The organism is Bradyrhizobium sp. AC87j1 (genome assembly GCF_002936975.1).
Classification (GTDB): Bacteria; Pseudomonadota; Alphaproteobacteria; order Rhizobiales; family Xanthobacteraceae; genus Bradyrhizobium; species Bradyrhizobium shewense.
In genome coordinates this window covers 1-22,576 of sequence record NZ_PTFE01000047.1, presented here as the reverse complement: position 1 = coordinate 22,576, position 22,576 = coordinate 1, and the positions used below count along the sequence as shown (strand labels likewise).

Genomic DNA, 22,576 nt, shown 5'->3' with positions numbered 1-22,576 from the left:
GGCGAGCCACCCTCCCCCACAAGGGGAGAGGGCAAGATCAGCGCTCGACGCGATACGCTTCGACCTGAGCCTTCAGTTCGTCCAGCGACGCCGTCGGCTGCTTCGGATCGACCCGATGCTCCCCACTCGCCAGCCACTGCAACACCATCGCGTCGATCACCGGCGAATGATGGATGACGTCGCCGTAATTATCGAGATCGTGCGTCACCGCCTTGATCGCGCGGAAATCGTGCAGGCGCACATTGGGAAGCCGCGTCAGTCGCTGCGCCATGAGTGCCGTCAGATCGGTGACGATCTTCAGCGTCTCGGGCGAGGCATCGCGCATCGCGACGAATTGCAGGATCGAATAGGGGGGGAAATAGATATCGAAGGTCACGTCGGGGTGGCGCGTGATCAGGCCGACGGCATCGCGCTCGAAATGCCCGGCCATAGCGTCATAGCCGTAGCCTTCGCCGAGAAAGCGGCTGCGCACGGGGCTCGTGATGTAGGCGAAGGCGGCGAGCGTCCTCTTCGCATTGTACTCGCGCGCGACGTCGAAATCACGCGGCAGCACGTAGATGTCGTCGACATCAGCCAGCGCGAACTTGACGGGCAGAAACGGCGCCGCGCGGGTCAGCGGCCCTTGCAACGGCGGGACCGACCGCAGCAGCGTGAACAGCGACTCTTTCGCCATTGCGGCGCTGAACAGATAGGACGCGATGCCCCTGGTCGTCCCGCGATAGAGATCGACGGACAGATAGGGATCGGCCTCGATGTCGGCCGCATCGACGAAGATGAAATCGTCCATCGCCCAGACCACGCGCCTTGCGCCGCGGTCGATCGCCTGCTCCAGCACAAAACCCTGCTGGCGCGAGTTGGAGCCAGTCATCGCCAACTTGAGAGAGCGAACGCCGAGCGCACGGTCGATGTCGCTCTGGCGGAAATGGATCGCGAGCGAGGTGCCCATGAAAACGGCGTCGAATGTCTGGCTTCGGATCAGCCCGGCATTCTGCACGCGCGTGTCGTCGGAATAGAAGGCGAGGCGCGAGGGGCGAAACAGCTGCAGGGGATCGACGACGTAGGTGAGTAGGGCCGCACCGAGCACGAATGCGATGCTCGCGAGCAGAAGGCGATTGAGACTGGTGAACGGCCTGCGCATCAGAACCGGAAATAGATGAATTCGCTGTGGCTCTGGATGCCCAGGATCCCAAATGCAAACACCAGCGACGCGCCGTAGAGAAACAGCGGCCGCATGCGCCCTGCCCGCAAGCTCTCGCCGACCCGGCGGTTAGCGTGATCGTATCCCAAGATGCCTTGCGTGTTCGGCGCCAGCCACACCAGCGCAGCGTAGATGGAGATCAGCACCAGCGCCGCGATCTCCTCGCGGCCGAAGACGATGTTCGAGGGATCGGCCATGGCGTGAAGGACGCGCAGCGCCCATGCGACGCTCTCGGCGCGGAAGAACACCCAGGCGACGACGACGGCGAGGAACGTCAGCGCTGCTCCGGCGATGCGAACCGGGCGCGCAAGGGCCGACGGAATGGTTGGCATCAGGGCGTTGAAGGCGTGATTGACGCAGAGATAGGCCCCGTGCAGCGCGCCCCAAATGACAAAAGTCCAGGCGGCGCCGTGCCAGAGCCCGCCGAGCAGCATCGTGATCATCAGATTGACGTAGCGCAGCACGCGGCCGTGGCGGTTGCCGCCGAGTGGGATGTAGAGATAGTCGCGCAGGAATTGCGACAGCGTCATGTGCCAGCGGCGCCAGAACTCGACGATGCTGGTCGCCTTGTAGGGCGAGTTGAAATTGACCGGCAGGAAGATGCCGAACATCAGCGAGATCCCGATCGCCATGTCGGAATAGCCGGAGAAGTCGAAATAGAGCTGGAACGTATAGGCGAGCGCACCACACCAGGCCTGATCGAAGCTCGGCGAGCGCGCCTCGAAGGCGAGCGCGACCAGCGGCTGGATGCCGTCGGCAAGACAGGTCTTCTTGAACAGGCCGATGGCGAAGATGATGATGCCGCACAACATCAGATGTCCGTCCGGATGCTTCGTCTCCTTCCGCTCGAACTGCGGGATCATGTCCTTGTGGTGGAGAATGGGCCCGGCGATCAGATGCGGGAAATAGGTCACGAACAGCGCGTAATGCGGCAACGCATAAGCCGCGACCTGTCCGCGATACGCATCCACCAGGAAAGCAATCTGTGTGAAGGTGTAGAAGGAGATGCCGACCGGCAGCAGGATGTGAACCGCAAGATGCGAGCCGAACAGCGCGTTGACGTTCTCGGTGACGAAGCCGGCGTATTTGAAGATGCCGAGCACGAGCAGATCGCCGACGACACCGAGCGCGAGCGCCGCCTTTCGTTGCGACGAGCCGAGCTTCGCCACGATCAGGAGATGGCCGACGCCGTAATTGAAGGCGATCGACAGCAGCAACAGCGCCACGAACTGCCAGTTGCCGATGGCGTAAAAGGCGAGCGAGGCCAGCGCCAGCCAGATCACCGGGGTGAGATTGCTGCGCCGCCCGAGCCAGAAATAGCCGGCCAGCACGACCGGCAGGAACAACAGGATGAACGGGTAGGAGTTGAACAGCATCAGGCTGGACCGGCGGCGGGGATTTTGGTCCGTAAAGCATACAAGGGGCCGGTCAACAACCCGGCAGGCTTGGCGGAGTCGTGCTGGCAATTCGTGGAAGCGGGACGATATAAGATGGAACACGTATTGAGATGAGGACCGAGTGACCCAGGCCAAAACCCCTTCCCAGCCCCCCGTCGCCCCGCGCCGGCCGCATTCCTTCACGCGGCACGGGATCACCGTGACCGACGACTATGCTTGGCTGAAGGACGCGAAATGGCAGGAGGTGCTGCGCGATCCCAAGGTGCTCGATCCCGACATCCGCAAATATCTGGATGAGGAGAACGTCTACACCGAGAGCCTGCTCGGCCACACCGCATCCCTGCAGAAGACGCTGGTGCGGGAGATGCGCGGGCGGATCAAGGAGGACGATTCCAGCGTGCCCTCGCCCGACGGCCCGTTCGCCTATTTCCGCAGGTTTCGCGAGGGCGGACAGCACGAGCTGTTCGGCCGCATGCCGCGCGACGGCGGCGACGGTGAGATCGTGCTCGACGGCGACGCGCTCGCCAAAGACCACAAATATTTCAGGTTCGGCGGCAGCCGGCACTCCTACGATCACAGGCTGCAGGCCTGGAGCGCCGACACCAAGGGCTCGGAATATTTTTCGATCCGCGTGCGCGACTGGGCAACGGCCAGGGATCTCGACGACGTGGTCGAGGAGACCGATGGCGGCGTCGTCTGGGCTGCGGATTGCAAGAGCTTCTTCTACGTGAAGCTCGACGACAATCACCGGCCGATGCAGGTGTGGCGGCATAGGCTCGGCACCAAACAGGCCGACGACACGCTGATCTATGAAGAGCGGGATGCCGGCTGGTTCACCCATCTGCACGAGAGCACCAGCGGCCGCTTCTGCGTGATCGCCGGTGGCGATCACGAGACTTCGGAACAGCGCCTGATCGATCTCGCCAACCCCGAGGCGCCGCCGCGCCTCGTCGCGGCGCGCGAGGAAGGCGTGCAATATTCGCTGGCCGACCGCGGCGATCAGCTCTTCATCCTCACCAATGCCGACGACGCCATCGACTTCAAGATCGTCACCGTGCCGCTCCTCTCGCCCGAGCGCAAGAACTGGCGCGATCTGATCCCGTATCGTCCCGGCATCTACCTCATCGACCTCGATCTCTATGCCGGTCATCTGGTGCGGCTGGAGCGCGCCAATGCACTGCCGGCGATCGTGATCCGCGATCTCGTCTCGAACGAGGAGCATGCCATCGCCTTCGATGAGGCCGCCTATTCGCTGGATACGATGGGCTCCTACGAATTCGAGACGACGAATTTGCGCTTTGCCTATTCGTCGATGACGACGCCGTCGGAAGTCTACGACTACGACATGGTCAAGCGCACGCGCACCTTGCGCAAGCGCCAGGAGATTCCGTCCGGCCACAACGCGGCCGATTACGTCACCACGCGCATCGCGGCAAAGGCGCAGGACGGCACCGAGGTGCCGGTGTCGATCCTCTACCGCCGCGGCTTGACGCTCGATGGCACGGCGCCGCTGCTGCTTTATGGCTACGGCTCCTACGGCATGGCGATGCCGGCCTCCTTCAACGCCAACCGCCTGTCGCTGGTCGACCGCGGCTTCGTCTACGCCATCGCCCATATCCGCGGCGGCGCCGACAAGGGCTGGGGCTGGTATCTCGATGGCAAGCGCGAGAAGAAGACGAATTCGTTCGACGATTTCGCGGCCAGCGCCCGCGCGCTGATTGATGCGAAATACACTAGCGCAAAACGCATCGTCGGCCATGGTGGCTCGGCCGGCGGCATGCTGATGGGCGCGGTCGCCAATCGCGCCGGCGAATTGTTCGCGGGTATCGTCGCCGAGGTGCCGTTCGTCGACGTGCTCAACACGATGCTCGACGACACGCTGCCGCTGACGCCGCCGGAATGGCCGGAATGGGGCAACCCGATCGAGAGCGAGCAGGATTTTCGAACGATCCTGTCCTACTCGCCCTACGACAATGTCGCGGCGAAGGACTATCCGGCGATCCTGGCGATGGGCGGCTTGACCGATCCGCGTGTCACCTATTGGGAGCCAGCCAAATGGATCGCGCGCCTGCGCGCCACCATGAGCGGCGGCGGCCCTGTCCTGCTCCGCACCAACATGGGCGCCGGCCATGGCGGCGCCTCGGGGCGGTTCGACCGGCTCGATGAAGTCGCGATCGTCTATGCGTTCGCACTGTGGGCGGCGGGGATGGCGGAGGCCGGGGTTTAGCCACACCCACCGCCGTCGTCCCGGCGAACGCCGGGACCCATACCGCGTGATGTATCGGTGGAGTGCAGGTGGCGGTACCAACGAAGACCCTTATTAACTGCTAGTCTTCGTCAAACTGCTCCCTGGGGCTATGGGTCCCTGCGTTTGCAGGGACGACAGTGGGATTGTGGGGCGAGTTACCGCCCCACAAACAAGACTCACACCGCCCCGTGCGCCTCGACATACAGCGCATACACCGAATGGCTGCTCGCCATATAAAGCCGGTTGTTCTTCGGGCCGCCGAAGCAGAGATTGGCGCAGCGCTCGGGCAGCTTGATGAAGGCGAGCGGCTTGCCGTCCGCATTGAACACCATGACGCCGTCGAGATCTTCCGGCTTGGCCCTGAGCTGAAACACCTTGCGGCCGCCGACATCGGTCGGCTCGCCCTGCAGCGCGCCGTTGGAGCCCCAGCCGCACCAGAGATTGCCGTCGCGGTCGACGCGGAAACCATCGAGCGAGCCCTGGTCGGCGGCGTCGATCAGCTTGGTCTTGCCGCTGAGCGAACCATCGTCGCCGACATTGTAGCTCCAGATGCTGCGGTTGGGCGTGCCCTTCCACTCGACAATGTAGAGCTTCTTCTCGTCCGGCGAGAAGGCGAGGCCGTTCGGATTGACGAGGTCGGTGAGGACGGCGGTGATCTTGCCGTCCTTGGCGATGCGGTAGACGTTGGTGGTGGCCTGCTCGGCCTTTTCCTTCTTGCCCTCCCACTCGCCGTTGATGCCGAACAGCGGATCGGTGAACCAGATGCTGTCGTCGGACTTCACCACGATGTCGTTCGGCGCGTTCAGCCGCTTGCCTTCGAACTTGTCGGCGAGCACGGTGACCTTGCCGTCCTTCTCGGTGCGGGTGATGCGGCGGGTGACGGAATGCTCGCAGGTGACGAGGCGGCCCTGCCGGTCGCGCGCATTGCCGTTTGCGTAATTGGCATTGGCGCGGAACACGCTGGTCTGGCCGGTCTTCTCGTCGAACTTCATGATCCGGTTGTTGGGAATGTCGGAGAACAGCAGATAACCGCCCTCGGGGAAATAGGCCGGGCCTTCGGCCCAGCGCATGCCTGATGCGACCTGCTCGACCGTCGAGGAATAGAGCCTGTATTTTGTGAAGCTGGGATCGAGGATCTGGACGGCGGGGTCGGGGTAGCGTTGGTTCGGCGTGAACGGGAACGACTGAGCGCCGGCCGCGCGGGCCAAAAGCGTGGACGCCATTGCAGCGCCTGCGCCGGCCATGAGATTGCGTCGCGTGAAATTCATAAAATCCTCCCTGGATGATAAAAAGCCGGCGCTTGATGTGGCCGGCCTGTTTCTTGACGTGGTTTAGTGCTGGGCCTTACCGGCCGTTTTTCTTCCGCCACTCCGCAAAATCGGTGAGCGTCTGCGGATCCGTAGCCGGATAGAGACCGAAGATGCCGCGGCCCTTGCCGACCTCCTCGGTGACGAAATCCTCGAACGCCGTCATCTCGAAGGTCTCGTTGGCGATCTCATCGGCCAGATGGGCGGGGATCACGATGACGCCGTCGGCATCGCCGAGAATGACGTCGCCGGGAAACACCGGCGCATCACCGCAGCCGATGGGCACGTTGATCTCGATCGCCTGGTGCAGCGTGAGATTGGTCGGCGCCGAGGGACGGTGGTGATAGGCGGGGATGCCGAGCCTGGCGATCTCGGCGGAATCGCGAAAGCCGCCGTCGGTGACGACGCCGGCGACGCCGCGCTTCATCAGCCGCGTCACCAGGATGGCGCCGGCCGAGGCCGCGCGCGCGTCCTTGCGGCTGTCCATCACCAGCACGCTGCCTGCCGGGCAATCCTCAACCGCCTTGCGCTGCGGATGCGAGCGATCCTTGAAGACGTCGATGGTGTTGAGATCCTCGCGCGCCGGCATGTAGCGCAGCGTGAAGGCCTCGCCGACCATGGTCGGCTGGTCGGCACCGAGCGGATGCACGTCCTGGATCATCTGGATGCGCAGCCCGCGCTTGAACAGCGCGGTGGCGACGGTGGCCGTGGAGACGGATTTGAGCTTGTTGCGGGTGGCTTCGCTGAGTTTCGTCATTTGGTCGAACTCTCTCTTTCGTCATTCCGGGATGGCCCGCAGGGCCAGGCCCGGAATCCATAACCACGATCGGGAGTATGGATTCCGGGCTCGCGCCAAGGGGCGCGCCCCGGAATGACAGTGGGGCTAGTAAATCGACGGCTCGCTGATCGGCGCGCCGAAATCGGTCTCGAGGAAGTCGAAGTCGCAGCCGTCATTGGCCTGCTTGATGTGCTTTGTGAACATCCAGCCATAGCCGCGCTCGAAGCGGCGCTCCGGCTGCTTCCAGGAGGCGCGGCGTTTTGCGAGCTCGGCCTCGCTCACATCGAGGTTGATGGTGCGCGCGGCGACGTCGAGCGTGATGCGGTCGCCGTTCTGCACCAGCGCCAGCGGGCCGCCGATGTAGGATTCCGGCGAGACGTGCAGGATGCAGGCGCCGTAGCTGGTGCCGCTCATGCGCGCGTCCGAGATGCGCACCATGTCGCGCACGCCCTGCTTCACCAGTTTGGTCGGGATCGGCAGCATGCCCCACTCCGGCATGCCCGGCCCGCCCTGCGGCCCCGCATTGCGCAGGATCAGAATGTGGTCCTCGGTGACATCGAGATTGGGATCGTCGACCGCCTTCTTCATCGACGGATAATCGTCGAACACCAGCGCCGGCCCGGTGTGCTTGAGGAAGCGCGGCGCGCAGGCGCTCGGCTTGATGACGCAGCCATCGGGCGCAAGATTGCCCTTGAGCACGGCGAGCGCGCCCTCCTTGTAGATGGGGTTGTCGATTCCGCGGATCACGTCATCGTTGTGGACTTCGGCGCCCTCGATATTCTCGCCGATGGTCTTTCCTGTCACCGTGATGCAGTCGAGATGCAGATGCGGCTTGATCTGCCCCATCAGCGCCGGCAGGCCGCCGGCATAGAAGAAGTCTTCCATCAGATAGGCATCGCCGCTCGGCCGCACGTTGGCGATGACGGGCACCTTGCGGCTGGCCTTCTCGAAATCGTCGAGGCCGATGTCGAGGCCGGCGCGGCGGGCTTGCGCGATCAGATGGATGATCGCGTTGGTCGAGCAGCCCATCGCCATCGCCACCGCAATGGCGTTTTCGAACGCCTTGCGCGTCTGGATCACCTTCGGCGTCAGATCCTCCCAGACCATCTCGACGATGCGTCGGCCGCATTCAGAGGCCATGCGGATGTGATTGGCGTCGGCCGCGGGGATCGAGGAAGCTCCCGGCAGCGTCATGCCGATCGCTTCGGCAATCGCCGTCATGGTCGAGGCCGTGCCCATGGTCATGCAGGTGCCGTAGCTGCGGGCGATGCCGGCCTCGATGTCGAGCCAGTCCTTGTCGGAAATCTTTCCGGCGCGCCGCTCGTCCCAATATTTCCAGCCGTCCGAGCCGGAGCCGAGGGTCTTGCCCTTCCAATTGCCGCGCAGCATCGGGCCGGCCGGCAGATAGATCGCCGGAATGTTCATCGACGTCGCGCCCAGCAGCAGCGCCGGCGTGGTCTTGTCGCAGCCGCCCATCAGCACCACGCCGTCAACGGGATGGCTGCGCAAGAGCTCCTCGGCGTCCATCGCCAGCAGGTTGCGGTAGAGCATGGTGGTGGGCTTCAGCAGCGATTCCGACAGCGACAGCGCCGGCAATTCCAGTGGCAAGCCGCCGGCCATCAGGATGCCGCGCTTGACGTCGTCGACGCGCGACTTGAAATGCATGTGGCAGGGCTGTGCATCCGACCAGGTGTTGAGAATCGCGATGATCGGGCGGTCCTTCCACTCCTCCGGCGCGTAGCCCATCTGCATGGTGCGGGAGCGGTGGCCGAACGAGCGGAGATCGTCGGGCGCGAACCAGCGCGCGCTGCGGAGCTGGTCGGGCGTTAGTTTCTTCTTGGTCATGATTGGGTGCCCCATTTCTGCACGGTGTTCCGCTCAATGGCGCGGAAGATCAGGTTCTCGACAAAGAGCCCAATGATGATCACCGTCAAGAGGCCCGCGAACACCGCGGGTATGTCGAGCAGATTGCGGTTCTCGAAGATGAACCAGCCGAGGCCGCCCTGCCCCGAGGACACGCCGAACACCAGCTCTGCCGCGATCAGCGTGCGCCAGGCAAAGGCCCAGCCGATCTTGAGACCGGTCAGGATCGAGCCGAACGCCGCGGGGATCAGGATCTTGGCCACGTAAGGCAATCCGCGCAGGCCGTAATTGCGGCCGACCATGCGCAGCGTGTTGGACACGCTCTTGAAGCCGGAATGGGTGTTGAGCGCGACCGGCCACAGCACCGAATGGATCAGCACGAAGACGAGGCTGCCATTGCCGAGGCCGAACCAGATCAAAGCGAGCGGCAGCAGGGCGATCGCCGGCAACGGGTTGAACATCGCCGTGACCGTTTCGAGGAAATCGGTGCCGATGCGAGTGGAGATCGCGAGCACGGTGAAGATCGCGGCGAGCGCGATGCCGGCCGAATAGCCCATGAACAGCACTTTCAGCGATGTCCAGGCCCGCATCGGAATGGTGCCGTCCTTGACGCGGTCGAACAGCGTGATGGCGGTATCGTGCAGCGTCGGGAACAACAGCGGATTGTCGAGAGCGACGCCGTAGGCCTCCCAGACCGCCGCCAGGAACAGGATGATCACCGACTTGCGGACGAAGCCGTCGTTCCACAACAGCTCGAGCACGCTCAGCTTGCGCTCGACCTCGCCCGCGGCTGAACTGGCAGCGGCCGGCTCGGCCCGCAGCAATATCTTGGCTTCGCCCATGGCGGCTCCTTCAATGCGCGGTGGCTTCGCCGGCGAACAGGAGATCGTGGATCTCCTTCTCCAGCCGGCCGGCGCTGCCGTCTTCGTTCGAGACCTTGTCGACGTCGATCACCTCGGCCTTGACGCGGCCGGGATGCGGCGACAGCAGCAGGATGCGGTTGCCGATACGGATCGCTTCCGCGATCGAATGGGTTACGAACAGCACGGTGAATTTGGTCTCGCTCCAGAGCTGGAGCAGCTCGTCCTGGCAGGTTCGGCGCGTCAGGGCGTCGAGCGCCGCGAACGGCTCGTCCATCAAGAGGATATCAGGCTCCATCGCCATGCCGCGCGCGATCGCGACACGCTGCTTCATGCCGCCGGAGAGCGTGTGCGGATAGGCATCGACCACGCGGGTGAGGCCGACCTTCTCGATATAGGCCCGTGCCTTGGCCTCGGCGTCCCTGCGCGACAGTTTTCGCGCGGTCAGCAGCGGAAACATGACGTTGGCGAGCACGCTCTTCCAGGGCAGGAGCTGGTCGAACTCCTGGAAGATCATCATGCGGTCGGCGCCGGGACCGTGGATCTCGCGATCGCCGATGGTCATGCGGCCCTCGCTCGGGGTCATGTAGCCGCCGACGGCCTTGAGCAGGGTCGACTTGCCGCAGCCGGACGGACCGAGCAGCACGAAGCGGTCGGACTTGTCGACCGTGAAACTCACCCTCTCGGTGGCGGTGACGACTGCGCTGGAGGTCTTGTAGCGCAGCGTCACGGAGCTGACGTCGAGCAGCGCCATCAGTTGCCCTTCAGATCGTGCGCGACGGGGAGATAATAATCCGTCCAGGCCTTGGGCTGGCTCTTCAGCGTGCCGGTCTTGAACAGATGCGCGGCGAACTTCATCGTGCCCTGCGGCTCGAGATTCCACTCCATCATGCCGGGCTCCTTGAGCAGATCGAGCAGCTCCTCGACCGAGGTCTTGTCGCCGGTGATCTCCTTGTAGATCTCGACCGCCTGCTTCGTGTCGCTGCGGATCAGGGCCTGCGCTTCCTTGGTCGCGTCGCGCACGGCCTGGATGATCTTCGGATTGGCCTCGGCGAATTTGGTGGTCGTGAAGAATTGCGCCTGGCTGAGCGGCCCGCCCATCACATCCGGCGATGACAGCACGATATGCGCGCCCGGCACGTTCTTCAGCTCCAGGAAGGTGAAGGGCGGGATCGAGAAGTGGTTGTGCACCTCGTGCTTGGGATTGGACAGCGCCGCATAGGCGTCGGGATGACCGAGTTGAACGGTGTTGGCGTCCAGCTTCGACCATTGATCGGCGCCGAAGGCCTCGGCGGCCGCGATCTGAAGCACAATCGCCTGGGTCGAGACCTTGACGGTCGGCACCGCGATCTTGTCGGAGGGGCCGAAATCCCTAATCGACTTGATGTTGGCGTCGCGGCTGATCAGCGTCATCGGCTGCGCCGAGGTCGCGACGATGCCCTTCACCCCGCCGCGGGTGCGGTCCCACAGCAGCAGAAGATTGCCGGTGCCGGTGTTGAGGATGTCGACGCCGCCCGCGAGCAGCGCATCGGTCTGCGCGCCGCCGCCGGAGAAAGTGATCCATTTGGTGGTGACGCCTGCGAGGCCGAGTGAAGCTGCGTGCTTCTCGATCAGCTTCAGCTTCTCCATGATGTGGCTCGGCATGTAGAAAATGCCGGGCTGGCGCGACAGCGCGATCTCGGATTTCTGCTGCGCACGCGCCGGCGAAGCCGCCAGCACGGTTGCGACGATCAGGGCGATGGCGGCAGCGCCACGCTGGAATGGCTTGATCATAATTGTTCGTTTCCTCCGGCCGCCATTGACGAGCGATCCTGTTAATGCACTAATGCATTAGTGCATCAAAGGCAAGCCTGCCGGAGCCCTCGCTATGGAAACAGCCCATCCCGCGCCCCGCGCGGCCCGCCCCGGCGCGCGGCTCGACCGGGCCCGGCAGGCCGCGCCGCAGGTGTTCGAGCGGCTGCGCAACGCCATTCTCGCGCTCGAACTGCCCCCGGGCTCGCCGCTGTCGCGCACCGATCTCGCCGCGCAATTCGGCGTCAGCTCGACGCCGATCCGCGACGCCCTGATGCGGCTCGAGGAAGAAGGGCTCGTGGACGTGTTTCCACAGCACGCGACCGTGGTCAGCCGGGTCGATGTCGGCCGCGCCGAACAGGCCCATTTCCTGCGCCAGGCGCTCGAGCTCGAAATCGTCCGGCTGCTCGCCGAGCAGCATGACCAGGCCCTGGTCCTCCGCCTCGACCATGTGATCGCGCTTCAGCAGCAGTTCGCCAAGGCCGGCGATTTCGAAAGCTTCATCGCCGCCGACAATGATTTTCATGCGCAGCTTTATGCCGCGGCCGGCAAGCAGGAGCTGTGGACGCTGGTGCGCAGCCGCAGCGGACATATCGACCGGCTGCGCCGGCTGCATTTGCCCTCGCCCGGCAAGGCCCAGAACATCGTCCGTCACCACAAGCTGATCACCCGCGCGATCGAAGCCGGCGAACCCGATGCCGCGCAACAGCATCTGCGCAAGCATTTGTCGGGTACGCTGAGCGAGCTCGACGAGATCCGGAGCCATTATCCGGAGTATTTGACCGATTGAATCAGGCCGCGTCGCGGCTGCTGCGCCGTTCCGTCGGACCGGTGCGCAGCCGGACGAAGAAGGCCTGGACCTCGGTAGTGAGGTGCTCGGCCGCCCCCGAAACCTGGTTCGCGGCCCCCATCACATCGTCGGCCGAGCGGTTGGTTTCCGCAATGGCGCCGGAGACGGTGCCGATGCTGGTTGCCAGCGTCTGCGTTCCCGATGCCGCCATCTGGACGTTCTGCGAGATCTCCCGCGTCGCCGCGCCCTGCTCCTCCACGGCGCTGGCAATCGCCGCGGTCACCTCGTCGATCCGGCGCATGGCGGTTGCGACCTCCTTGACGGAGGCGACCGCGCTGCCGGTCGAGTTCTGGATCGCGGCAATGTGCTGGGCGATCTCTTGCGTCGCATTGCGGGTCTGGTCGGCCAGCGCCTTGACCTCGGACGCGACCACGGCAAAGCCGCGACCGGCCTCGCCGGCGCGCGCGGCCTCGATGGTGGCGTTGAGCGCCAGCAGGTTGGTCTGGGCCGCAATCGCCTGGATCAAATCGACCACCGAGCTGATGCTTTGCGCGGCGTGTGCGAGTCCTTCGATCTCGCTCTCCGAGCGCGCGGTCACCTCGCCCGCGGAGCGCACGGTCTTGTTGGACAGTTCGATCTGCCGGCCGATCTCGACGATGGAGCCCGCGAGCTGCTCGGCCGCCGCGGCGACGGTCTGGACGTTGACCGCGGTCTGTTCGGAGGCGGTCGCTGCGGACGCGGCCTGGCTCGTCGCATGATTGGCGATGCCGCCGAGGCTCTCCGCGGTCTGCCGCATGGTGCCCGCATTCTCGCCGACCAGCGCGAGCAGCTCGCGCGAGGTCGCGCGAAAGTCCTCGACCGCGTCCTCCATGTTGCGGTTGGCGGCTTCGCGCGCTTCCGCCTCGCGCGCGAGAGACGCCGCCGCCTGCTGCTGGGCGATCACATTGTCGCGGAATTTGGCCACCGCCTGCGAGACCACGCCGATCTCGTCACCGCGCTCGGCGGTCCTGAATTCGACACTTGTGTCGCCGCCGGACAGGCGCGCGGAATCGCTCACCAGCTCGACGATCGGACGGGTGATGGAGCGCGCAACCAGGATCGCAATCACTGTGGCGAGCGCAAGCCCCGCGGCGAGCAGGATCCATTGCAGCAGCAGCAACCGCTCGACCGCGTCGGCCACATTGCGGGCGTCGTCGGCGAGCTTCGACTGCTGGTCGCTCTTCAGACCGCCCGAGCGCTTGCCATCGGCGTCCTTGCGGCCGTCGAGCAGATCGAGGATGCGGGCAGCGCGCGGCGCGGCTTCGGTGGACAGGATGAAGACCGGCGTGTTCCATTGCGGCGTCTGGCGGATCGCGAAGATCTTCTGCGGCAGCGGGGTGAAGGCTTCGTTCGCCTTGACGATGGCCCGGTAAGCGGTCGCCTGCCGTTCGGTGAGCAGATCCGCCTGGGTGCCGACCGATGCGAGCGCGGCCCTGAAGGTCGCCAGCGGCTTTTCGAACTTGTCACGATCGGCGGCCTCGCCCGAGGCCACATACAGGCGCAATTGCGATCCCGCGGCGGCGAGATTGCCCCGCACGTCGGCAAAGGTCTTGAGCAGGCGCTTGCGCTGCGGCGTCGCCTCCAGCGCCTCCTCCTCGTCGATCATCGCGGTGATCTCGGCGAACATGGTCGCGATCAGCGGCGCGGCCTCCTTCGCCAGGAGCTCGCTCGCCGGATAGGCCGATGGGGTGAAGGCAGCGAGCTCGGCCTTGTCCTGGGCCTGGCGGAATTCCGCCATCAGCGCCTTGGCTTCGCTCCAGTTGGACTTGTTCTGCGGGTTGGAAAAGCCCTCCGCCATGCGGTCGACTGCGGCGGCCGTGCGATCGAGCTCGGCCCAGACGGCGGCCCGGTCGCGCTTGCCCTGCGCGTCGCCCGTCAGCAGGTAGCCGCGCAGCGTCGAAAGCGTGGAATAGAGATTGCCGACGAGCTCTGTGCTGGCAATCGCGACCGGCGCACGCTGGTCCACGACCGCCCTGATCCGCGACGAAATGTCCGAGACGGCGGCAACGGTGTAGACCACGGTCGCCGCGAGCAGGCCACAGATCAACGCAAAGCCGCCGAGCAGCCGGGTGCGAATTCCGGTGTTCGCGATCGATTTGAACATGAGAGGTCTCGTGCTGATGGCCGGTTGGGGGGACGGCTTCGTCGGTTGCCAGAATGCGGAAATTGAATGCGCGAAATACGTTCGGAAACTATCGTAGATTGTAATCCACGGCCTTTAATCCATCGTGAAGGCCGAGGTTCCGTACAACTACGGCGAGAGTAATATCTCTAGTTTCTGAAACGGGTTACGGTACTCGGAGCCGAAATTTGAACTCATATGCACGCAAGAGTGCGTATGGTGATCGACGGCCTTGGCTTCCCGGCACGCCATGGAAAGGCAATCGCGGCAGACGCGAGGCGCTTGCGGCGCAGCCAGAATCCGCGCAACAATTTCGCATTTGTTGCTTTGATTTGAGGTCGCGGGAACGTGCCATGCGACCCGGAGGAATTGACGTGGCCAACATCCTGATCGTGGATGACGACCCGGCCGTCCAACTCACGATCCGGCTGCTCCTGGAGAGGGCCGGTCATCACGTCACCGTCGCGGGCGATGGCCGCAAGGGACTTGCGCTGTTCGGAGCCAGCCGGTTCGACCTCCTGTTTCTCGACATCTTCATGCCCGGCATGGATGGGCTGGAGACGATGCGTCACATCCGGGTGCTGGCTCCGGCCATTCCGATCATCGTCATTTCCGGCCGCTCGATCACGCCGGATGCCTATGCGGAGCCGGACTTCCTGAAGATGGCGACCAAGCTCGGCGCGGTGGCAAGTTTGCAAAAACCGTTCCGGCCCGACGCCCTGCTCGCCGCGGTCGATGGCTGCCTGAAAGCAGGCGAGCCGGAGGGGTCCGATGTCAGCTCCGGCCACCGATGACGGGGGCGCCGCTGCTCCAGGCCAGACCAGGCGCGGTCATCCGGGAAGCCCTGCGAACATCCGCTTGACCCTCGCAACGCGGCTAGCGATCGCGATGATCCTGCTGGTGGCGGTCACCGTGGCCGCAGTCGGATGGCTCGGCTTTCGCAACACCACGCAAGCGGTGATTCCGCGCGTCCTGGAGCGGGTCGGGGCCCAATCGCGCCTGCTCGCGGCCAATCTGGAATCCTATGTTGCCGGGGCCCGCGGCGATTTGATCGGCTATCGCTCTGCCGCGGCGATCAACGGCCTGATCCGCGCTCACGTGGCCGGAGGAATTGACCCTTCAGACGGCGTCTCGGAGCAAACCTGGCGCGGGCGTATCGCCACGCGGCTCGCGGCCGAGATCGAGGCCAAACCCATCTACGGGCAGTTTCGAATCATCGGTCTCGACGACGATCAGCGCGAGCTGGTCCGCGTCGACCGCTCTGGCCCGAATGGAACGGCACGGATCGTCCCCAGCGGCGAACTGGAGCGCAAGGGCGAACGAACGTACTTTGAGGACACTATACGCCTGGCGCCGGGCGAGATTTACGTTTCACCGATCGATCTCGCGACCCGCCAGGGAGGCACCACCGCCCTGCACGTTCCGACGCTGCGGGTCGCAACGCCGCTGTTCACGCCGGATGGCAAGCCGTTCGGGATCATCATCGCCAATATCGACATGCGTCCGTCGCTCGACCGCCTCCGCGCGACATCGACCTCGGGGGGCGAGATCTACGTCGTGAATTCGCGCGGCGACTATCTCGTTCATCCGGATCGCACGCGAGAATTCGGCGCATTGCATGATCGTCCCAACGACTGGCGCAAGGACTTTCCGTATTTTGGTGCCTTGACCGGTACGCTGGAGGGATCCACGCGCCTCATGACCGACGGGTCGGGCCGGCCGAGCGGGGCGGCGATCGCGCCGGCGCTGCTCGTGGGCAAAGAATGGGTCGCAATCATCGAGACGATCCCCGCGCCGGTGTTCGGCCTCGTACCGGCGGCGATTCAAAGAACGTCCTTACTGGTCGGTATCCTCGCTGTCCTCGCCGCGGCCTTACTCGCGGTGCTGCTTGCGCGCTCGCTAACTCGTCCGATCGGTCGCCTGACCGCGGCGGTGGAGGCCATCGGCAACGGACGGCCAGCCGACATTCCCGTCGATGCGAGCGGCGAAACGGGGGTGCTGGCGCGGGCTTTCGCCCAGATGGTCGAAGAGACGCGGGCGAAAACGGCAGCGCTCCAACGCGAGATCGAGGAGCATCGCCGCACCGAGGCCGCACGAAGCCATCATGCGGCACGCGAGCAATTGTTCAGTGCCGCCGTCGAATCATCCGACGATGCGATCGTGATGCAAACGCTCGACGCCATCATCACGGGCTGGAATCCGGCAGCCGAGCGGCTCTATGGCTATTCGGCGAGTGAGGCGATCGGGAAATCCACCGCGATCATCGTGCCGCCCGGCCGGCGCGAGCATGGCAAGGGCTATCTGGCGCGGATCGCGCGGGGCGAACCGATCGAGCGGTTCGAGACGGTGCGCCTGCGCAAGGACGGCACGCCGGTCGAAATCTCGCTCAGCCTCTCGCCGATCAGGGGGCCGTCCGGCGAGATCATCGGCGTCTCCGGGACCGCGCATAGTCTCACCGAGGCGCGGCGGGCCGAGCGGCAGCTGCAGCAGCAGCTCGAAGAGCGTCGGCAGATCTTCGACACCTCGCAGGATCTGATCATGGTCATGGACCCGCGGGGCCATGTCGCGCAGATCAGCCCGAGCAGCGAGACCATTCTCGGCTACCGGCCGGACGAGATGATCGGCCGCAGCGGCGCGGACTTCATTCATCCCGACGATCTGGCTCAATCGCGCGAAGACATGCGCGCGCTGCGGCGCGGCGAGCGCCCCAAGCTCGGCGACACCCGCTGCTTCCACAAGAACGGACACGAGGTCTGGCTGTCCTGGCTCGGCAACTGGTCCGAGCAGGCGCAGCGCTTCTTCTTCGTCGGACGCGACATGACGGAAGCGCGGCTCGCGCAGGAATCGCTGCGCGAGAGCGAGCGGCTCGCCCGAAACATCGTCGAGACCTCGCTCGACGCCTTCATCCAGACCGACGAGACCAGCAGCATCCTGAACTGGAACTCGCAGGCCGAGCAGCTGTTCGGCTGGCGCCGCGAGGAGGTGCTCGGCAAGAGCACGATCGACCTGATCGTCGCCGAGAGCGAACGCGACAGGGTCAGGACTGGCCTGAAGCAATTCCTGGAGAACGAGGACGGCAGAACGCTGAACCGCCGCCGCGAGCTGATGTGCCTCCGCCGCGACGGCAAGGAATTCAAGGCCGAGCTGAGCGTCACCGCGCTGAAGCGCCGCGAAGGCCTGCTGTTCAACGTCTTCTACCGCGACCTCACCGACAAGATCGCCGCCGAGGAGCGCATCCGCCATGCCGAGAAGATGGAGGCGGTCGGCCAGCTCACCGGCGGCGTGGCGCACGATTTCAACAACATCCTCACCGTCATCACCGGGACGATCGAGATTCTCGCAGAAGCCGTCGAGAAGGAGCCGCAGCTTGCGGCCATCACGAAGATGATCGACGAGGCCGCCGCGCGCGGCGCCGATCTGACCCAGCACCTGCTGGCCTTCGCGCGCAAGCAGCCGCTCCAGCCGCGCGAGATCGACATCAACTCGCTGGTGGTCGACACCGCGAAGCTGTTGCGACCGACGCTGGGCGAGCAGATCCAGATCGAATCGGTGTTCGAGGACGAGAATTGCGTCGCGATCGTCGATCCCAACCAGCTCACCACCGCGATCCTCAACCTCGCGCTCAATGCCCGCGACGCCATGCCCAGCGGCGGCAAGCTGATCGTCGAGACCGGCGTCGCCTATCTCGACGAGGTCTATGCCAGCGGCAACGACGTCCGTCCCGGCCATTACGTGCTGATCGCCGTGAGCGACACCGGCTCCGGGATCCCTGCGAACATGCTGCCCAGGGTGTTCGATCCCTTCTTCACCTCGAAGGGGCCGGGCAAGGGCACCGGGCTCGGGCTGTCGATGGTCTACGGCTTCATCAAGCAGTCCGCAGGCCACATCAAGATCTACAGCGAAGAAGGCCACGGCACCACGATCAAGATGTACCTGCCGCCCGGCACGACGCCGACAGCCATCGGCGAGGGCGTGACGCCGGCGACGATCGAGGGCGGACACGAGACGATCCTGGTGGTCGAGGACGACCGGCTGGTGCGCGACTACGTGCTGGCGCAGCTGCATGCGCTGGGTTACGTCACCTTGCAGGCCGCGAACGCGGCGGAGGCGCTCGCGATCGTTGCCGCCGGCAAGCCGTTCGACCTGCTGTTCACCGACGTCATCATGCCCGGCAAGATGAACGGACGGCAACTCGCCGACGAACTGATGAAGACACGCCCCGATCTCAGGGTGGTCTACACGTCAGGCTATACCGAGAATGCGATCATCCATCACGGCCGGCTGGATTCCGGCGTCCTGCTGCTGGCCAAGCCCTATCGCAAATCGGATCTCGCGCGGATCATCCGCAAGGCGCTGAGCGCTTGATTGCTCTTGTGTCCCGGACAAGGCGCAGCGTGCAACGCTGCGACGCAGAGCCGGGACCCAGAACTGTCAGCGGTGAGTTTGGAGAGATGGGCCCCGGCTCAGCAGCGCATCATTGCATGATGCGCTGCGTCCGGGGCACGAGACCATTTACGACGCGCGCTGCGCCGCGGTCATCACGATGCGGATCAGATCGGCGGCGTTGCGCGCGCCGAGCTTCTTCATGATGTTGGCGCGGTGATCCTCGATGGTGCGCGGGCTGATGCCGAGGGTGCGGCCGGCTTCCTTGTTGGACGCACCGGAGGCGAACTGCTCGAGCACCTCGCGCTCCCTGCGCGTCAGCGGCTCACGTCCGGGGAAGTGCAGCGAGCCGAATTTCGGCGAGGCGTTCTCTGCCTGCCTGCGCGCATAGGCGCCGATCGCCTCGTCGAGCCGGCCGACGATTTCGCTGCCGCGGAACGGCTTCTCGATGAAGTCCAGCGCGCCGCTCTTGATCGCGCCCACCGCCATCGCGATGTCGCCCTGCCCGGAGATCATGAAGATCGGCGCCGGATAATCCTCGCCGTGCAGCTCCTTCAGAATGTCGAGGCCCGACTTTCCGGGAATGTTCACGTCGAGCAGGATCGCAGCCGGTGTACGGTTTCGCGCGACGGAGAGCAGCGCTGCGCCGTCCGCAAAACAGATCACCTCATAGCCCGCCGCCTTCAACACCATCGACAGGGTGTCGCGAACGGCAGGGTCGTCGTCGACCACGAAGATTTCACCGCGAGAGCTTTGTTCGGCCATGTGCCACATCCAGTTGGCATGAAGGACTCGCGTGCGCGCCAACCGTTATGGCGTTCGGCGCGGATTCGGCCCACCCGTATTTGTACGGGACATGGACTTAACGCACAAGTAGCGGCAGGGTGCCTAATTGCGGGGTACGGAGAATATCCATGCTAAATTTCGCTGGCACACCCCGCTCATCGCGATGCCTGAAACTGACAGCCGCCAGTTGATCGCTGCCGATCTTCGCGCCCTGATTACGCGGATCGAGAGCAGCATGCGCCTGATCGACGCAGCCATGTTGGAAGCTGGCCTGTCGGAAATGGGGCTGGCCCACGACGATAACGGCGATCCGGCCGGTTCCGCCGACATTTTCGTGCTCGACGACGTCACGCCGCGCTATGCGACGGCGAGCGCCGCTCTCAACGCCTGCCGGGCGGGCCTTGGCCACGCCCTGCAATGCCTCACGGAATCCGGCAGCCCGGCATGAATCGCGATCAGCGCGGCGCAGCGGCCGCATGGCAGCTCCGCGGCCTAGGCGCGGTGCCGTTCCACGATCGCGTCCGTGGCGACACCACCCCAGGTATGGATCGCGGGAAGGCCCATCGCGGTCTTACCGAGATTGGCGAGGCTGATGCGCAAGGCCGCGAGGTCGAGCGGCTTCGGCAGGCTCTGGAGCTCGATCCCGACGGACCGGGCGAAGATGCGGGCAGCGCTGCGACGCTTGCCGTCCATGCCGCTGATGACGATCACGGCGCCACCGAACTTCGCCGCCGCCATCTCGCGCAGCACGTCGATGCCGTCGCCATCCTCCAGCACGAGATCGAGCGTCACGCAGTCGAAGCGCGCGGCGCGGAGCTTCTCGATCGCATCCGCCACTGAGGGCGCCACGGTGACTTCGTGGCCGGCCTGCTTGGCGGCGACCGTGATCAGGCTGCGCTGCGTGGCGTCGTCATCGACCACCAGGAGCTGAAGCGCACGCCGCTCGGCGCCGTCGGGCAGGTTTGAGGGGATGGGGGAAAGAGAACTTCTGGGCATTTCAGTATCCTGAGATTGGGACCAACAATGGATACACGCTTCGCGCTTAGGCCACGTAAAGTTCCTGGCGCGAATTCATTCGGATGTTTTCAGAAAATGCGAAGCAACGGGCCGGAAAAGACGGCGACGGATGCGGGCAGATCACGCCGCTTCGTCGCGGCCGCCGGCTGCGCCGCGCTTCTTCCTGTTCTTGCCGCGCAGGAACTGAATGTCCATCTCGGCGCCGTTGACGCGGACCAGCTCGCAGCGGCGATAGGCGAGGCCCGTGGACGACAACAGCAGGAAGAACTCTTTCAGGTTCAACCCCTGGATCGAGCCTTCCACCGTGAGGATGGCGTCGGTATCGGAGATCGCGTTGAGCTTGCAGTCGCGGCGCCAGGTGCCGTCGATGGCCATGATGCAGACATCGTAGCCGCGACTGAAAGTCACGCGTTCCGTACCCTTGCCATCCTCGGCCATGTCTATCGTCCTGCCATGGCCGCCATGCGCGGCGCCGCGCCGGCGAGAGCCGGCTTGGCAGCTGCGACACGCGGATCGTTCGGCTTGTAGAGGCCGCGCCGCTCCGGAATCGGCCGGAACGTATCGGTCAGGCCGACCACGGTTTCGGCCGCACCCAACACCAGGAAGCCGTCGGGCTCGATCTGGCGCGCCAGCCGGTTGAAGATGTTGATCTTGGTGTCCTGATCGAAATAGATCAGCACGTTGCGGCAGAAGATGACGTCGAAGGTGCCGAGCTGCGCGAAATCGTGCAGCAGGTTGAGCTGCCGGTGCTGGATCATCGCCCGCAATTCGGGATTGACCTGCCAGGTCTCGCCGGTCTGCTTGAAATATTTCATCAGCATCTGGATCGGCAGGCCGCGCTGCACCTCGAACTGGCTGTAGATTCCGGCCTTGGCCTTCTCCAGCACCTCCTGCGACAGATCGGTCGCGATGATCTCGATGCGCCAGCCGGTGAGGGCCGCGCCCATCTCCTTCAGGCACATCGCCAGCGAATAGGGCTCCTGCCCGGTCGAGCCGGCGGCGCACCAGATCCGTATGCTGCGGCGAGCGGCCCGCGCCTTGATGATCTCGGGCATGATGGTGTCGCGGAAATGATCGAACGGGACCTTGTCGCGGAAGAAGAAGGTCTCGTTGGTGGTCATGGCTTCGACCACGTCGGTGATCACCGTGCGCGAGCCGCCTTGCAGCTTCTGCACGAGATCGCCGATGCCGGAGAGTCCGGCCTTGCGGGCCAGCGGCAGCAGGCGGCTTTCGATCAGATATTGCTTGTCTGCGGAAAGATCGAGACCGGAATTGTCCTTTAGGAACTTACGCAGATACTCATACTCGGTCGGGGTCACGGATGGCCTCTTCGAAGCTGCACTGGAACACTCTGGCCCGAATATTCAGGCCAGACACACTCAGACCATGGCTTGTCCGACCGGGATCAAACCAACTTCAGCGAACTTGTCGGCGATGATGTCTTTGTCGAAAGGCTTCATGATGTACTCGTTGGCGCCACCGCTGAGCGCCTGAGCAATATGAGCCACATTGTTCTCGGTGGTGCAGAACACCACCTTGGGCTGGTCGCCGCCGGGCAGGCGGCGCATGTGGCCCATGAATTCGAAGCCGTCCATCACGGGCATGTTCCAGTCGAGCAGCACCGCATCGGGCAGCTGCCGCTGACAGATCTCGAGCGCCTTCGAGCCGTCCTCGGCCTCGGTAACTTCGAATTCCAGGCCTTCCAGGATCCGGCGGGCGATCTTGCGCACCACGCTGGAATCATCAACCACCAAGCACGTCTTCATTTTGGTTCTCCGGCTTTGATGTTTCGTTGGCTCATGCAGCCATCTGCACTTTGGTTTCAAGCTCGAGGACGCGATCGACGTCGAGGACGACCATGAGCTGGCCGTCGAGGCGATGGACGCCGCCGGCGAGCTTGGCCATGCGAGGATCGAGGTTGACGGGGTTTTCTTCCATGCCGGCTTCGGGCAGGCGAAGGACCTCGCCGATCTGATCGATCAGCAGGCCATAGGATT

At 64.5% G+C, this 22,576-nt stretch carries 19 protein-coding genes and 1 pseudogene; 5 read left to right on the top strand and 15 right to left on the bottom strand.

The window, feature by feature from the left end; genetic code table 11:
- Positions 1-37: 37 nt before the first annotated feature.
- Positions 38-1,138, bottom strand: a complete 1,101-nt coding sequence (locus tag CV770_RS23060; protein ID WP_104463980.1) for a hypothetical protein — start codon at positions 1,136-1,138, stop codon at positions 38-40.
- Positions 1,138-2,574 (bottom strand): MBOAT family O-acyltransferase, encoded by a 1,437-nt coding sequence (locus tag CV770_RS23055; RefSeq protein ID WP_104463979.1) that lies wholly within the window; start codon positions 2,572-2,574, stop codon positions 1,138-1,140. Before CV770_RS23055 ends, CV770_RS23060 begins: the two co-directional genes overlap by 1 nt.
- A 142-nt stretch (positions 2,575-2,716) precedes the next feature.
- Here CV770_RS23055 and CV770_RS23050 point away from each other — a divergent pair, with 142 nt between their 5' ends.
- Positions 2,717-4,822 (top strand): S9 family peptidase, encoded by a 2,106-nt coding sequence (locus CV770_RS23050; protein WP_104463978.1) that lies wholly within the window; start codon positions 2,717-2,719, stop codon positions 4,820-4,822.
- A gap of 197 nt (positions 4,823-5,019) precedes the next feature.
- On the opposite strand, the gene CV770_RS23045 is transcribed toward CV770_RS23050, so the two are convergent.
- The 6 genes from CV770_RS23045 to CV770_RS23020 form a co-directional block, all read right to left on the bottom strand.
- Positions 5,020-6,111 (bottom strand): SMP-30/gluconolactonase/LRE family protein, encoded by a 1,092-nt coding sequence (locus CV770_RS23045; protein ID WP_104463977.1) that lies wholly within the window; start codon positions 6,109-6,111, stop codon positions 5,020-5,022.
- 76 nt (positions 6,112-6,187) lie between these two features.
- Positions 6,188-6,907, bottom strand: a complete 720-nt coding sequence (locus tag CV770_RS23040; RefSeq protein WP_104463976.1) for a ribonuclease activity regulator RraA — start codon at positions 6,905-6,907, stop codon at positions 6,188-6,190.
- A 126-nt stretch (positions 6,908-7,033) separates the two neighbouring features.
- Positions 7,034-8,773 carry an L-arabinonate dehydratase gene (gene araD, locus CV770_RS23035; RefSeq protein WP_104463975.1) on the bottom strand — a complete coding sequence of 580 codons (1,740 nt, stop codon included), beginning with the start codon at positions 8,771-8,773 and terminating at the stop codon, positions 7,034-7,036.
- Positions 8,770-9,633 (bottom strand): ABC transporter permease, encoded by an 864-nt coding sequence (locus tag CV770_RS23030; protein ID WP_104463974.1) that lies wholly within the window; start codon positions 9,631-9,633, stop codon positions 8,770-8,772. Before CV770_RS23030 ends, araD begins: the two co-directional genes overlap by 4 nt.
- Positions 9,634-9,643: 10 nt before the next feature.
- Positions 9,644-10,405 carry an ABC transporter ATP-binding protein gene (locus tag CV770_RS23025; RefSeq protein WP_018321609.1) on the bottom strand — a complete coding sequence of 254 codons (762 nt, stop codon included), beginning with the start codon at positions 10,403-10,405 and terminating at the stop codon, positions 9,644-9,646.
- Positions 10,405-11,424: an ABC transporter substrate-binding protein gene (locus CV770_RS23020; protein WP_038951261.1), complete on the bottom strand. Its 1,020-nt coding sequence runs from the start codon at positions 11,422-11,424 to the stop codon at positions 10,405-10,407. The genes CV770_RS23025 and CV770_RS23020 overlap by 1 nt, the downstream gene beginning before the upstream one ends.
- Positions 11,425-11,518: 94 nt before the next feature.
- Between CV770_RS23020 and CV770_RS23015 the strand changes: the two genes are divergently transcribed.
- A complete protein-coding gene (locus tag CV770_RS23015) occupies positions 11,519-12,232 on the top strand; it encodes a GntR family transcriptional regulator (RefSeq protein ID WP_104463973.1) in 714 nt (237 codons plus the stop codon).
- 1 nt (position 12,233) lies between these two features.
- Here CV770_RS23015 and CV770_RS23010 read toward each other — a convergent pair whose 3' ends face one another.
- Positions 12,234-14,375 carry a HAMP domain-containing methyl-accepting chemotaxis protein gene (locus tag CV770_RS23010; RefSeq protein WP_104463972.1) on the bottom strand — a complete coding sequence of 714 codons (2,142 nt, stop codon included), beginning with the start codon at positions 14,373-14,375 and terminating at the stop codon, positions 12,234-12,236.
- A 392-nt stretch (positions 14,376-14,767) separates the two neighbouring features.
- On the opposite strand from CV770_RS23010, the gene CV770_RS23005 reads away from it, so the two are divergent.
- Together CV770_RS23005 and CV770_RS23000 are read left to right on the top strand one after the other, a co-directional pair.
- Positions 14,768-15,187 (top strand): response regulator, encoded by a 420-nt coding sequence (locus CV770_RS23005; RefSeq protein ID WP_104463971.1) that lies wholly within the window; start codon positions 14,768-14,770, stop codon positions 15,185-15,187.
- A complete protein-coding gene (locus CV770_RS23000; RefSeq protein ID WP_104463970.1) occupies positions 15,165-18,758 on the top strand; it encodes a PAS domain S-box protein in 3,594 nt (1,197 codons plus the stop codon). Before CV770_RS23005 ends, CV770_RS23000 begins: the two co-directional genes overlap by 23 nt.
- Positions 18,759-18,905: 147 nt before the next feature.
- Here the strand turns inward: CV770_RS23000 and CV770_RS22995 are convergent, their stop codons facing one another.
- Positions 18,906-19,541 (bottom strand): response regulator transcription factor, encoded by a 636-nt coding sequence (locus CV770_RS22995; protein WP_026202588.1) that lies wholly within the window; start codon positions 19,539-19,541, stop codon positions 18,906-18,908.
- A 149-nt stretch (positions 19,542-19,690) separates the two neighbouring features.
- Between CV770_RS22995 and CV770_RS22990 the strand changes: the two are divergent.
- Positions 19,691-20,010 (top strand): annotated as a pseudogene (locus CV770_RS22990) (hypothetical protein).
- A gap of 44 nt (positions 20,011-20,054) precedes the next feature.
- Here CV770_RS22990 and CV770_RS22985 read toward each other — a convergent pair.
- From CV770_RS22985 to CV770_RS22965, 5 genes are all read right to left on the bottom strand, one after another.
- The gene (locus tag CV770_RS22985) at positions 20,055-20,558 is read right to left on the bottom strand and encodes a response regulator (RefSeq protein WP_104463968.1); all 504 of its coding nucleotides are present in this window, start codon (positions 20,556-20,558) and stop codon (positions 20,055-20,057) included.
- A gap of 141 nt (positions 20,559-20,699) precedes the next feature.
- The gene (locus CV770_RS22980; RefSeq protein ID WP_018321617.1) at positions 20,700-21,017 is read right to left on the bottom strand and encodes a hypothetical protein; all 318 of its coding nucleotides are present in this window, start codon (positions 21,015-21,017) and stop codon (positions 20,700-20,702) included.
- 2 nt (positions 21,018-21,019) lie between these two features.
- Positions 21,020-21,898 carry a CheR family methyltransferase gene (locus CV770_RS22975; protein WP_091967587.1) on the bottom strand — a complete coding sequence of 293 codons (879 nt, stop codon included), beginning with the start codon at positions 21,896-21,898 and terminating at the stop codon, positions 21,020-21,022.
- A gap of 60 nt (positions 21,899-21,958) precedes the next feature.
- A complete protein-coding gene (locus CV770_RS22970) occupies positions 21,959-22,345 on the bottom strand; it encodes a response regulator (protein ID WP_018321619.1) in 387 nt (128 codons plus the stop codon).
- Positions 22,346-22,376: 31 nt separating this feature from the next.
- Positions 22,377-22,576: chemotaxis protein CheW (locus CV770_RS22965; protein ID WP_201759989.1), on the bottom strand; the 200-nt coding region annotated here is incomplete at its 5' end.